9 protein-coding genes are annotated in these 12,015 nt (G+C 71.5%); 3 read left to right on the forward strand and 6 right to left on the reverse strand.

Going from position 1 to position 12,015, the window contains the following annotated elements; all coding sequences use genetic code 11:
- Positions 1 to 40: 40 nt before the first annotated feature.
- The gene (locus BC793_RS20175; protein ID WP_239170180.1) at positions 41 to 2,611 is read right to left on the reverse strand and encodes a winged helix-turn-helix domain-containing protein; all 2,571 of its coding nucleotides are present in this window, start codon (positions 2,609 to 2,611) and stop codon (positions 41 to 43) included.
- A gap of 299 nt (positions 2,612 to 2,910) precedes the next feature.
- On the opposite strand from BC793_RS20175, the gene BC793_RS20180 reads away from it, so the two are divergent.
- Positions 2,911 to 3,312: a DUF7144 family membrane protein gene (locus BC793_RS20180; protein WP_109594441.1), complete on the forward strand. Its 402-nt coding sequence runs from the start codon at positions 2,911 to 2,913 to the stop codon at positions 3,310 to 3,312.
- Here BC793_RS20180 and BC793_RS20185 read toward each other — a convergent pair.
- The 5 genes from BC793_RS20185 to BC793_RS20205 all read right to left on the reverse strand — a co-directional run bounded on the left by BC793_RS20185 (position 3,309) and on the right by BC793_RS20205 (position 11,151).
- Positions 3,309 to 5,918 (reverse strand): winged helix-turn-helix domain-containing protein, encoded by a 2,610-nt coding sequence (locus BC793_RS20185; RefSeq protein ID WP_109594676.1) that lies wholly within the window; start codon positions 5,916 to 5,918, stop codon positions 3,309 to 3,311. The two genes, BC793_RS20180 and BC793_RS20185, sit on opposite strands and share 4 nt — an antisense overlap.
- Positions 5,919 to 6,042: 124 nt before the next feature.
- Positions 6,043 to 7,512: an alpha-amylase family protein gene (locus tag BC793_RS20190; protein WP_109594443.1), complete on the reverse strand. Its 1,470-nt coding sequence runs from the start codon at positions 7,510 to 7,512 to the stop codon at positions 6,043 to 6,045.
- Entirely contained in the window at positions 7,509 to 10,187 is a 2,679-nt protein-coding gene (locus BC793_RS20195) for an MGH1-like glycoside hydrolase domain-containing protein (RefSeq protein ID WP_109594445.1), read from the reverse strand. Before BC793_RS20195 ends, BC793_RS20190 begins: the two co-directional genes overlap by 4 nt.
- 30 nt (positions 10,188 to 10,217) lie before the next feature.
- Positions 10,218 to 10,592 carry an STAS domain-containing protein gene (locus BC793_RS20200; RefSeq protein WP_239170182.1) on the reverse strand — a complete coding sequence of 125 codons (375 nt, stop codon included), beginning with the start codon at positions 10,590 to 10,592 and terminating at the stop codon, positions 10,218 to 10,220.
- 64 nt (positions 10,593 to 10,656) lie between these two features.
- On the reverse strand, positions 10,657 to 11,151 hold the full coding sequence (locus BC793_RS20205) for a DUF1269 domain-containing protein (protein ID WP_109594447.1): 495 nt from the start codon (positions 11,149 to 11,151) through the stop codon (positions 10,657 to 10,659).
- Positions 11,152 to 11,285: 134 nt separating this feature from the next.
- Between BC793_RS20205 and BC793_RS20210 the strand changes: the two genes are divergently transcribed.
- Both BC793_RS20210 and BC793_RS20215 read left to right on the forward strand, forming a co-directional pair.
- Entirely contained in the window at positions 11,286 to 11,543 is a 258-nt protein-coding gene (locus BC793_RS20210; RefSeq protein WP_109594448.1) for a hypothetical protein, read from the forward strand.
- A gap of 10 nt (positions 11,544 to 11,553) precedes the next feature.
- Complete coding sequence (locus tag BC793_RS20215; protein ID WP_109594450.1) at positions 11,554 to 11,997, forward strand: DUF7144 family membrane protein; 444 nt, start codon at positions 11,554 to 11,556, stop codon at positions 11,995 to 11,997.
- The last annotated feature ends 18 nt before the right edge of the window (positions 11,998 to 12,015 follow it).

A 12,015-nucleotide genomic window follows, 5' to 3' on the forward strand; every position in this document is an offset into this window, starting at 1 on the left:
GGGATCACCCGGAGCGGGTGAGCCACGGCCACGCCGGGCGTCAGATCAGGCCGGACTGGCGGGCGGTGACCACGGCCTCCCGGCGGCGGGCGGCACCCAGTTTGCGGTAGATCGATCTCATGTGGGCCTTGACCGTGTTCACCGAGATCCCCAGGTTCTCGGCGATCTCGCCGGCGGTCAGCACGGTCGGCAGGTACTGGAGCACGTCGACCTCGCGTTCGCTGAGCGGCCCGGCGGACGGGGTCGGCGAGATGATCGGGATCTCCCCGGTGATCTCGCCGAGTACTCCGTCGCCGGCCGGGCCGCGCAGCTCGGTGAGCCAGTGCTGGCGTTCGGCGAGGACCATCACCCGGTTGACGTCGAAGGTGCGGAACGGCCGGCGGATGCGCTCCGGTTCGGCGGCCGCCAGTGCCTGGGCCAGTGCCTCGCTCGCCACCGAGCTGCGGCCCTGGGTGTCGGCGGCCAGCGCGGTGAGGATCCAGGCGGCGGTCGCGGACACCCGGTCGGAGCCGTCGCGGACCCGGCCCAGCAGGGTGGCGGCGACCGGCAGGTTACCGGTGGCCAGCAGCGCCCGCGCCAGCAGGACCTGTTCGGCGGCGGTGATCACGACCCGGCTGCCGTAGGCCATCACGACCGCGGCGGGGTCACCGCTGGCCAGCCGGATCTCCGCTCCGGCGAGATCGAGTATCCGGTCGACCTGTGATGCGGACAGCGGTGGGCCGGATTCGGCGCGGACCTGCCCGAGCAGGGAACGGGCGCCGGCCGTGTCGCCGCGGTCCAGCATGAGCCGGACCCGGATCGTCCCCGCGACGACGAACTGAGTGGCCTCCGGGACCTCACCGAGCGCGTGCAGCCCCTTGCGCAGCCAATCCTCGGTCTCCGGTTCACGACCGCGCTCGGATTCGATCATCGCCTGGGCCAGATAGGCGGGCGCGACAGCGGCGTCGCCTCCGCTGTCGATCCGGCGGGCGGCCTCCACGGCGGCGTTCGCGTGGTCGGCGGCGTCGCCCAGCGATCCCTGGAAGACGGCGAGCTGGGCCAGCAGCCCGAGCGCGTTGACCTCGGTGAGCGGCACCCCGGCGGTCCGGGAGGCGGTCACCGCCGCCCACAGGTACCGGTCGGCGTGGTCGAACCAGCCGCTCCAGAGCAGGGCCGCGCCCTTGTTGTTCAGGGTCATGGCCCGGTACTGGAGCAGGGACGGTGCCTGGTCCCAGCTCAGCCGGGACAGCTCGGTCAGCAGGTCGGTGGAGGCGCGGAGCAGATGCGGCATGTCGCCCTGCCAGCGGATGACGGTTCCGCTCTCCAGCACCGCCAGGGCGGTGCCGACCAGCGCGCGGGCGTTGTCCTCGCGGCCGGCGAGCAACGAGCGGATCGCGGCGATACGGCGGGGTACGGAGGCGAGGTCGCCCCGGGCGTACGCGAGCATCACCGCACACACCGCCAGTTCGGCGGTCTCCGGCAGCCGGGCGACCGGGATCCGGTGGAGCACCTCCATCAGCTGGGGCCGGTCGCCGGAGGTGAACAGTGGCAGCCCGCGCCGGACCACGATGCGGGCCACCAGGTCCCAGTCGGCGGCCGCCGCGGCATGGGCGAGTGCGGGCAGGGCCGCGCCGTCGTCGTCGTGCCAGCGGGCGGCCTCCCTGTGCAGGCCGGACGGGGTGTCCGGCCAGCGCCGGGCGAGCCGCCGGCGCAGCGCGGCCCGCAGCATCGGGTGATAGCGGAACCACCGCCCGCCCCCGGTACGTTCGACGAACAGGTTGCCGCGGGTCAGATCCTCGAGAAGGTACTGGCTGTGCCGCTCCCCGGTCAGGGCGTGGGCGAGCTCGCCGCAGATCCGGTCCGGCACGGCGGTGCGCAGCAGGAACCGGCGGACCTCCTCGGGCTGGGCGCCGAGCACCTCACGGAGCATGTAGTCCTCGACGAGGTCGTCGGCGTGGGCCGGATCGGGATTGTCCAGCAGTAAACGCACGCCGGCGCTCCAGCCCTCGGTCCGCCGCACGATCGCGGCCAGCCGGTCCGACGGCATGCCGCGCCCACCGATCGCGAGGAGCTCGGCCGCCTCCTCCAGCCGGAATCCGAGGTCGCAGGCGCGGATCTCGGTCAGTTCGCCGCCGGTCCGCAGCCGGTGCAGCGGCAGATCCGACTCCCGGCGGGTCAGCAGCACGAACCGGGCCTGCCGCAGCCGCAGCAGGCCGGCCAGCCCGCCGAGGATCCGCGGGTCGGTGACCCGCTGAAGGTCGTCCAGGACGACGACGGCGGGCGTCTTCCGCAGGGCCAGCGCCGCGGCCACGGCCTGCCGGTATTCGGCCTCGTCGGCGTCCGATGCCGGGACGGCGTGGCCGTGCGGGAGCGCGCCGGCGGTGTGCAGGGCGAGGAAGAGGTCGGACCAGAACGCGAACGCGTCGTCGTGCTGGTCGTCGAGGGTGAGCCAGGCGACCGGCCCGGCCATCGAGCGGGCGGCCGCCCAGGAGGCGACGAGTGCCGTCTTGCCCCAGCCGGGACCGGCACAGACCAGGGTCACGGCCTGCTGGACCCCCTGGTCGAGCATGGCGGCGAGACGGGCTCGCCAGATCAGCCCGGCCGGCAGCCGGGGTGGTGTCGTGTGGTCCACCGGTATGTGAAACGCAGTACCGATGCTCGAACGTTCGCGCATCTCGCCCCCAGATCACGGATGACATCCCACCGATCCCCGCTCGCGACGCGCCCCCGGATCGGCCCCAGCTGACGGGCCCCACCGAAACACAGAACGTATCGGAGAGGCAACTATCGGTATTTGCACGCAGAGTGGAACGAAGCAGCCCCCTCAGCATGCAACTTGCATTGATCGACAACAATCATTCGTCACGTACGAGGCACTTCCGCCGTCCCGAACGAGACGCTGGTCTTTCCGTACCAGCAGGAGGGACAACGATGACGACGACGACCGACGAGGCCGTTGCACCCGATCTGACCGGCGTGGTGACCTTCGCCGGGGTGATGCTGCTGACCCTGGGTGCGTTCCAGTTCATGGAAGGCCTCACCACCCTCCTCCGCGACAGTGCCTATCTGGTCACCGCCGACAACTCGCTGATCACCCTCGACCCGGCCGCCTGGGGCTGGAGCCATCTGGCCCTCGGGCTGATCTCGGCCGCCGCCGGTGCCGGCATCCTGCGCGGCCGGCAGTGGGCCCGGGCGGTCGGCGTGCTGTTCACCGCGGCCGCCGCCCTGGCCCACTTCCTGCTGCTCGCCACGGCACCCCTGTGGTGCACCGTGCTGATCGGCACCGAGATCGTGGTGATCTTCGCGCTCTGCCGGAGACCCGACGCCCGCTAGATCAGGCGCAGGGCCCGCGCCCGGCGTACCGCCTCGTTGCGCCGGGACGCGGACAGCTTGCGCAGGATGCTCCGGACGTGCGTCTTCACCGTGTTGACCGAGACGTACATCGAGGCGGCGATCTCCTCGGTCGGGAGCATCTCGGCCATGCCCCGCAGTACGTCCAGTTCACGCTTGCTGAGCTGCTCCACCACGACCGGATCGGCGGTCGCCGTCCCGGCCGGGGCGGGAGCACCCAGCGACCGGTACTGCTGGGCCAGCCGGTCGTCGTCGCGCAGCAGCCGGCGCAGCTCCCCCCACACCTGGTTCACCGCCCGCCGGCAGGACTCCGGGGCCGCCACCCGCAGAGCCCTCCGCAGCGCCTCCCGGGCGTTCGCCGTCTCCTCCCGGCCGGCGGCCACCATCGCCAGCATCAGCCAGGCGTCCAGGGCGATCGGAACCCTGGTCCCGGCCGCGTCGGCCACGGTCCGGGCCCGCTGGTACGCCGCCCCCGTCTCCCCCCGGGCCAGCAGCAGCGCGGCCCGGGCCAGCACGGCGTCCGGGGCGGACGAGTCGGCGTATCCGGCCAGGAGCCCGTCGGCCTCCTCGGCGCGCCCGGCCAGCAGCAGCAAACGGGCCCGGACCAGCCGGAGTTCGCGGCTCAGCCAGCGGGGCGCCGCACTGTCGGCCTCCTCCGCGGACGCCAGCACCCCGATGGCCTGCCGCAGCTCGCCCCGGGTCTGCAGACGGCGCGCCCGGACCAGGGCGAAGCCGGCCGGTGCGGGCCCGGTGACACCCGCCCCGCACATCGGCTGCACCGCCCGCAGCCGCCGGTCCGCGGCCTCGATGTCGTAGCGTTCCAGGGCCACCCAGGCCAGCGCCACCTCGGCCGCCGCCGGCCATCGCTCCCGCGGCAGCCCACACTGCCGGGCCAGGTCGATCGCCTGCTTCGCGGCCGTCTCCGCCCGGCTCAGCCGGCCCCGGAACGCCTCCAGCAGGGCCAGGTTCTCCAGGCACGACATCCGTACCGCCTCGGCCCCGGTCGGCGCACTGGCCACCGCCTCGGCGAGCACCGCGGCCGCCTCGTCGACCTGCCCCACCGCGCCGCGGGCCCGGCCCTCGGCGGCGTAGAGCACCATCGGCAGCTCGGGGTGCCGGGCCAGCCGGTGGGCCGGCACCGAGGCGAGGAAGGTCCGGGCCACCGGCGCGAGCTGGTCCACGTCGTCCTCTCCGGCGTCGTGGGCCAGCAGCAGCAGCCGCATCAGCAGGCAGGCCAGCGTGAGCCCGTCGTCGCAGGCGCTGCCGCGCGTGGCGATCAACTTGCCGGCGAGGGTGAACTGCTCGGCGGCACGGGAGGGGTCGCCGTCACCGTAGGCCACCGCGGCCCGCACGAGCACCGGCTCCGGGTCCTCGACGTGCTCCGGCAGTGCGGCGAAGAGCCGGCCGAGCCGGCCGGTGCCACCCTCCACCACCAGCGACCCGAGCCCGTAGTCCTCGATCACCATCCGGGCGGCGCCGGTCCAGTCCCCGGCGTGCACGGCATGCCCGACCGCGTCGATCAGGTGCCCGCGGGCGGCCAGCCACAGCGCGGCCCGCTGGTGCAGCAGCGCCACCTCGCCGGGATCGCCCCAGGACAGCTGGGCACGCAGCAGTTCGGCGAAGAGCCGGTGGTAGCGGTACAGGCCGGTGCCGGAGCCGACCGGCTGGATGAAGGCGTTCTCCCGGGTCAGCGCGGCGAGCATCCGGGGCGCGTCGGAACGGGTGGTGACCGCGGCGGCCAGCTCCGGGGTGAAGGTGTCCAGCACGCTGGTCTCCAGCAGGAACCGCCGGGTCTCCGGGGGCTGCACCCGCAGCACCTCGCCGACGAAGTACTCGGCGATCGTCGACTCGTCGCCCGAGATCGTGTCGACCAGGACCTTCGCGTCCGGGGTGCGCTGGAGCGCGCAGGCGGAGAGGCGGATCCCGGCCGCCCAGCCCTCGGTGTGCTCGAGCAGTGTGGCCAGCTCCGGCGCGGCCAGTTCGACGCCGTGCAGCCGCATCAGGCGCGACACCTCGTCGGCGGTGAACGCCAGGTCGGCGGTGCGCAGCTCGTACAGCAGGCCGGCGAGCCGGTAGCGGTAGAGCGGCAACGGCGGGTCCCAGCGGCCGGTCAGCACCACCCGCAGGGTGCCGGCGTGGCTGAGCACGTACTCCAGGCCGGCCGCCCAATCCCGGCCGGGCAACTGGGAGGCGCCGTCGAGGATCAGGACGACCGGCGTGGGATGCTCCTCGACGGCGGCGGCCAGGCGGCCCAGAAAGCCCCGGGTGATCACGCCCCCGGTGACCGCCGGCACGTCCACGCCGGACCGGCGCAGCCCCTCCACCACGTACCCCCAGAAGGTGGGCAGCTGTTCGTCACCGTGCTCCAGGGTGATCCACGCGAACGGCCACTCCACCGCCCGGCTGCGGGCCCAGGAGGCCAGCAGCTGCGTCTTGCCGCTGCCGGCCAGCCCGGTGATCACGGTGACCGGGCCCCGTACCCCCTCCGTGACCCGGTCGAGGAGTCCCGGCCGGGTGACCATGAAGGGAGGGGCTTCCGGGACGGCGAACTTGGAGGTGAGGAACGATTTCTCCGAGTCAGTGATCATGTCGATGGACACGTTGGCTACCTCCGATGGCCGCCGGTTCGATCTCCTCGTTCACACTCGTCGCGCCCTCCCGGCGGCGCATCGTCCGGATCGGATAGTCCGGTGACAGCCCGTGTCGCGCTTGTTAACGCAACGTCACCACATGCGCTCCCCAGGCGGGCAGGTCCACGTAGAGACCACTGCCGGCCAGCTCATCGCCGTCGCGCTCGAAGATCCCGCCGTCCAGCAGATCGATGAACTGCCAGGGCCGCCCGGCCAGCCCCGGCCACGGCAGCTCGACCCGGGCCTGCGCCGGCCGGTCACCGAAGTTGATCACCACGAGGCTGTGCGGTGTCTCGTCGTGCCAGGCCCAGGCCAGCAGCTCCCGATGACTCGGGTTGTCCGGCCACCCACGGGTCTCCAGCAACCGCCACTCCCCCCGCCGAACCGAGCCGGCCGCCGCCAGCAGCCGGTGGTGGAAAGCCACCAGGTCCGGGTCGGCGGGCTCGTCCGGGAAACGGCCCAGGAAGACCGGCAGACGGGTACGCCGCCCCTCGAACTGCCCGTCGTGCCACAGCACCGCCCCGGGCAGGGTGGCGATCGCCACCGCCGCGGCCCGGCCCCGCCCGCCCGGCAGCACCGCCGCCGCCCGGGGCTCGTCGTGGTTCTCCACGAACCGGATCAGCCCGTCCTGATAGTCCCGGTCGGCGGCCAGATGCTTGCGCAACGACTCGGCGTCCTCGCCCACCAGCCGGTCGTAGAGCCGCTTGTCGTAACAGAAGTCGAACCCCTGCCGTTGCAGCGCCCACTCCATGTCCCAGTACGCCTCGGCGATCATCACCAGATCCGGATGCCGCTCCCGGACCCGCCCGAGCACGTGGGGCCAGAACTCCTCGGCCGGCGCCGGGCCCACGTGCCGCCCCCAGGTCCCGGCGAACACCTCGTTGGTCAGCAGCATCGCCATGTCACAGCGGATCCCGTCGCACTGCTCCCCGATGTCACCCAGCACCTCCGCGGTCACGTCCCGCAGCCCCTGGTCGAACGCATTGAGCTGGGCGACGTCCGGCCACGGCGGGAAATACGGGTCCCGCCCGTGCGCGAGCACCCGCCCCTCCACGGTGAACCAGCCCCGCGGATCGGCGAGCTGGTCGGCGGCCGAGCCCTGGACGAACCACTCCGGATGGTCGGCGGTCGCCGGATGGTCCGGGGCCACGTGGTTGGGCACGTAGTCGAGAACCAGCCGCACCCCGCGTGCCCGCAACTGGGCGCGGGCCTCGGCCAGCCCGGCCGGGCCGCCGAGACGCGCGTCCACCCGGTAACGGCGCACGCAGTACGGCGAACCCACCAGGTCGGCGGGCCGCACGTCCGGCAGCGCCTCAAGGAACGACTGTTGCAGCTCCTCGTTCGTCCGGGCCACGGCCAGCCCGGCGGGGCTGCGCTCCCAGACACCCATCAGCCACACCGCGTCGACACCCGGTGCCGCCACTTCGTCCCACACCTCCGCCGGTACGTCGGCGAGGGTGACGTCCCGGCCGTACCTGCCGCCCAGGCCGGTCAGCCAGGGCCACGTGAAGATCTCGTAGACCGCCGGCGCCTGGGGCCATCCACTGCTCATGCCTGCTCCTCCTCGGTGCGCTGTGCCGACCGCAGGACCCCGGTCATGCCGTTGTCGAGCAGGTCGATGCCGGTCAGGCCGGCGAACACGTTCGGGAAGACGGCGACCAGACCGGTCCAGCCGGTCTGATGGGCGGCACCCAGCCCGGCCCCGTTGTCGCCGTGGAAGTACTCGTTGAAGGTGATCAGGTCACGCCAGTGCTCGGACGCGTAGATGTCCTGCCCACCGTGGACCGGGCGGGAGCCGTCCGGACCGGGCAGGAAGATCCGGATGAGCCGGTCGGAGATCTCCCGGGCCACTTCGAAGAGCGTCATCTTCACCCCGGAGCCGGTCGGGCACTCCACCGTGAAGTCGTCGCCGTATCCCACGTACAGGTTCATCAGGGCCCGGATGACCAGGACGTTCGCCGGGAACCAGACGGGGCCGCGCCAGTTGGAGTTGCCACCGAACATCGCACTGTCCGACTCGGCGGGCTGGTAGCCGACCGCGAAGGTGTGGTCGCCGACCCGGAACTCGAACGGGTGGTCGCGGTGGTGACGCGACAGGGAGCGGATCCCGTACGGGCTGAGGAACTCCTCCTCATCGAGCAACCGGAGAAGGATGCGCCGCAGCCGGGTCTCGTCGAACAGCGCCAGCAGATGCTCGCCGTGCCGGCCGTTTACCCGTCCCCCGGAGAACACCGAGCTGACGCTGGGGTGCCGGCTCACGAAGTCCTGGATGCCCTCGATCAGCTGCGGATGGCGGGAGGTCAGCGTGGTCTCGTACACCGTCACCGCGGCCAGCGGCAGCAGGCCCACCAGGGACCGGACCGGCAGTCGTTGCGCGCTGCCGTCCGGCAGCCGCAGCAGGTCGTAGAAGAAGCCGTCACCCTCGTCCCACATGGCCGCCCCGCCGGCCTCCCGGTCGACCGCCACCGCGATCCAGGCGAAATGCTCGAAGTACGCCTGCGCCTGCTCCAGATAGACCGGATCCTGGCGGGACAGCTCCAGCGCGATCGACAGCATGCTCTGGCAGTAGAGCGCCATCCACGCCGTCCCGTCGGCCTGATCCAGGTAGCCGCCGGTGGGCAGCGGCGCGCTGCGGTCGAAGACGCCGATGTTGTCCAGCCCGAGGAAACCGCCCTGGAAGACGTTGTTGCCGTCGTGGTCCTTGCAGTTGACCCACCAGGTGAAGTTCTTCGCCAGCTTGTGGAAGATCGACTCCAGCCAGGCGTGATCGCCCGTGCCGTTGCGGGACTTGTCCAGTTCGTAGACCAGATAGGCGGCCCAGGCGTGCACCGGCGGGTTGACGTCGGAGAAGTTCCACTCGTACGCCGGGATCTGCCCGCTCGGATGCAGGTAGCGGCGCCCGAGCAGGAGGTTCAGCTGGTTCTTGGCGAAGCCGAGGTCGACCAGGGCCAGCGCGATCGACTGGAACGCCAGATCCCACGCGGCGAACCAGGGGTACTCCCACTTGTCCGGCATGGAGATGACGTCGTCGCAGATCATGTGGAACCACTCGCCGTTGCGGGTCCCCCGCGACGCCAGCGGATCGCGCCCGTGCCCGGCCAGCCAGCGCTCCACGTCGTAGCCGAAGTACTGCTTGCTCCACAGCATCCCGGCCAGCGCCTGCCGGACCACCTGCCGCTCGCCGTCGCCCAGCTCCGGGGCCAGCAGCGCCCGGTAGAAGTCGTCGGCCTCGGCGCGCCGCCGGTCGACCACCCGGTCGAAGGCGTGCGGATCGGTGTCGGCGGGTGGCGCCTCGGCCAGCCGGAACCGGACCACCGTCGACCCACCGGCCGGCACCTCCACCGTCACCAGAGCGGCGACCTTCGTGCCGATGCCGTCCGGGTTCACCGCGGCGGTGTCACCGTGCACCACATACCGGTGGAAGGCGTCCTTGACGTACGGGCCGGACCCGGCCGACTCGTTCTCGGTGAACAGCAGCGGGGCGTCACCGAGGACGGTGAACCAGCGGGTGCCCAGACGATGATGGACGGCCTCGACGCCACCGGGCCGGGCCCGCAGCTCCGGCCGGGGCTCGGGCGCGTCCCACGACCAGGTGTTGCGGAACCACAGCGTGGGCAGCAGCCGCAGCGAGGCCGCCTCCGGACCACGGTTGTGCACCGTGATCCGGCCGAGCAGGTTCTCCGGGCCGGCCTTCGCGTACTCGATCTCCACGTCGAAGTACCGGTCCTCGGCGAAGATCCCGGTGTCGAGCAGCTCGTACTCGAAGTCCTCGCGCCCCCGCGCCCGGTTGGTGGCGATCAGGTCCTCGTAGGGGAACTCCTGGTGCGGATACTTGTAGACCATCCTCTGGTAGGAGTGGGTCGGTGTGGCATCGAGGTAGAACCAGTAGTCCTTGACGTCCTCGCCGTGGTTGCCCTCGCTGTTGGTCAGCCCGAAGAACCGTTCCTTGAGGATCGGGTCGCGGCCGTTCCACAGCGCCACGGCCAGGCAGAGGGTCTGCTTGTCGTCACTGAACCCGCCGATGCCGTCCTCACCCCACCGGTACGCCCGGGACCGCGCGTCGTCGTGGCTCAGGTGGTCCCAGGCGTCGCCGCCCGGGCTGTAGTCCTCGCGGACCGTCCCCCACTGCCGTTCGCTGAGATACGGTCCCCAGCGCCGCCATGGCACGGCGGCGGTGTCGGCGTCATGCAGACGCCTCTGCTCGGCGCTTGCTTCGTTGATGGCCATGCCGTCAGGCTCGGCCGGAAGCTTGAGCGACTACGTCCCCCGGCGCGGATGAAAAGCGCCGACCGCGTCCTCGACCGTGGGATAGAAGTGTGCCGGATCGATCGTCCGGGTCAGTTTGTACCGGTCGATCTTCGTCCGGACCGGGGTCTTCATCTCCGCGAAGACCAGCGAGATCCCTTTCGCGTTGAGTTCCTCGTCGAGGTCCTCGAGCATGTCCGCGGCCGTGGTGTCGATATCGGTGATCGGCTCGGCGGCCACCACGATCCACTCCGGCGCCGGCTCGGCCCGGGACAGATGCCGGATCTCGTCGCGGCGATCATCGGGCCGAGCGACGAGTCCGGCCCGAGGACCAGGATCCGCGACGGGCCGAAGGCGGCGTACGCCAGCAGGCACGGTGATCGCCATGTCCGCCTCCACAACGAGGAACGCCGCCCGGGGCCTCCGGGCGGCGTCCGAAAATGCCGTGACGTTACTTCTGCTCGCCGCCGTGCAGCGCTTCCTGGAGTTCCGCCTCGGTCTCCTTCGGCAGCGACGACTTGAGAACGGTGCCGCCGAACTGGGCCAGCGCCTCGACCGCCTTGTCGGGCGTGACCGCTTCGACGACCATGAACAGCGCCGACGTCCCGGGCTGCAGCTCGTCCCGGATCCGCTCCTCGAACTCCTTGTTGATCGCGCCCTTGGCGAGTTTGCCGGTGAGCGCGCCGAGACCGGCGCCGACGGCCATGCCGAGGATCGGGATGAAGAACAGCATCCCGAACAGCAGTCCCCAGAACATGCCCCAGCTCGTACCGCCTCCCACGGCGTGATGGTTGGTGGTGACCCGGAACTTCCCCTCCCGGTCGCGGGTGATCACCGCGATCGCGTCCGACTGGATGATCAGGTCCTTGGCCAGGCGGTTCGCCTCCTGCGAGGCCGCCGTGGCCGTGGTCTCGTCGGGGTACCCGATGGCGACCAGTGTTGCCATGTCGAATCTCCTCTCGTGCCCTGCGAAGTCCGGTCCAGTCAGCCACGGGACGGCATCGACGGTCCTCATCCCTGCGGGAGGAGGTATGCGGCCCGGCCGCCCGCGAGTCTCGACACCAGAGGAGAGGAGACGTCATGCACGAGCGCTACGAGATCCGGGTCCGGGGTTTTCTCGGGCCACTGCTCCGCCGGGCGCTCGGCGATCTTCGCTGCCGGGCGCTGCCCCACCAGAGCACCATCCGCGGGCGTCTGTCCGACGCCGGCCTGGAGCGGTTGCTGACCCGGCTGGACCGGTCCGGAGTGGAGGTGGTGTGCGTTTCATCCGTCACGGATGGCGTGCCCGCCCAACACCGGGCCACAGGATCGACCCGCAACGCCCGACCCCCTGACTAGGGAGAAGACAATGACCGACACTGAGGCACGTAAGTCCTATGAGGACCCGTACGTGCCGCCGAACCCGCGGCGGGCCTCCGGCTGGGTGGGGATGGTGGTGTTCGCCGGCGTCATGCTGCTGATGCTCGGCTCGTTCCAGGCGGTCGAAGGGGTGATCGCCCTGTTCCGCGACGAGTTCTACCTGACCACGAAGACCGGACTCGTGGTGCCGGTGGACTTCGACACGTACGGCTGGACGCACCTGCTGCTGGGCCTGATCGCGGTGTGCACCGGCCTCGGCATCCTCGCCGGGCAGATGTGGGCACGGGTGGTCGGCATCATCGTCGCCGTCCTCAGCTCACTGGTGAACCTGGCGTTCCTGCCGGCGTACCCGATCTGGTCCGTCATCATCATCGCCATGGATGTCCTGATCATCTACGCCCTCACCGCCCACGGTCGTGAGGTCAAGGCCTGAGGAAGGAACCGGCCCGGC

The organism is Actinoplanes xinjiangensis (assembly GCF_003148685.1).
GTDB classification, from domain to species: Bacteria; Actinomycetota; Actinomycetes; order Mycobacteriales; family Micromonosporaceae; genus Actinoplanes; species Actinoplanes xinjiangensis.

What these genes read in the sequence shown, in the direction of transcription:
- BC793_RS20190 (WP_109594443.1), bottom strand. Translation starts at nt 7,512, where the DNA reads ATGAGCAGTGGATGGCCCCAGGCGCCGGCGGTCTACGAGATCTTCACG.
- BC793_RS20195 (WP_109594445.1), bottom strand. Translation starts at nt 10,187, where the DNA reads ATGGCCATCAACGAAGCAAGCGCCGAGCAGAGGCGTCTGCATGACGCC.
- BC793_RS20205 (WP_109594447.1), bottom strand. Translation starts at nt 11,151, where the DNA reads ATGGCAACACTGGTCGCCATCGGGTACCCCGACGAGACCACGGCCACG.
- BC793_RS20180 (WP_109594441.1), top strand. Translation starts at nt 2,911, where the DNA reads ATGACGACGACGACCGACGAGGCCGTTGCACCCGATCTGACCGGCGTG.
- BC793_RS20210 (WP_109594448.1), top strand. Translation starts at nt 11,286, where the DNA reads ATGCACGAGCGCTACGAGATCCGGGTCCGGGGTTTTCTCGGGCCACTG.
- BC793_RS20200 (WP_239170182.1), bottom strand. Translation starts at nt 10,592, where the DNA reads ATGGCGATCACCGTGCCTGCTGGCGTACGCCGCCTTCGGCCCGTCGCG.
- BC793_RS20185 (WP_109594676.1), bottom strand. Translation starts at nt 5,918, where the DNA reads ATGATCACTGACTCGGAGAAATCGTTCCTCACCTCCAAGTTCGCCGTC.
- BC793_RS20215 (WP_109594450.1), top strand. Translation starts at nt 11,554, where the DNA reads ATGACCGACACTGAGGCACGTAAGTCCTATGAGGACCCGTACGTGCCG.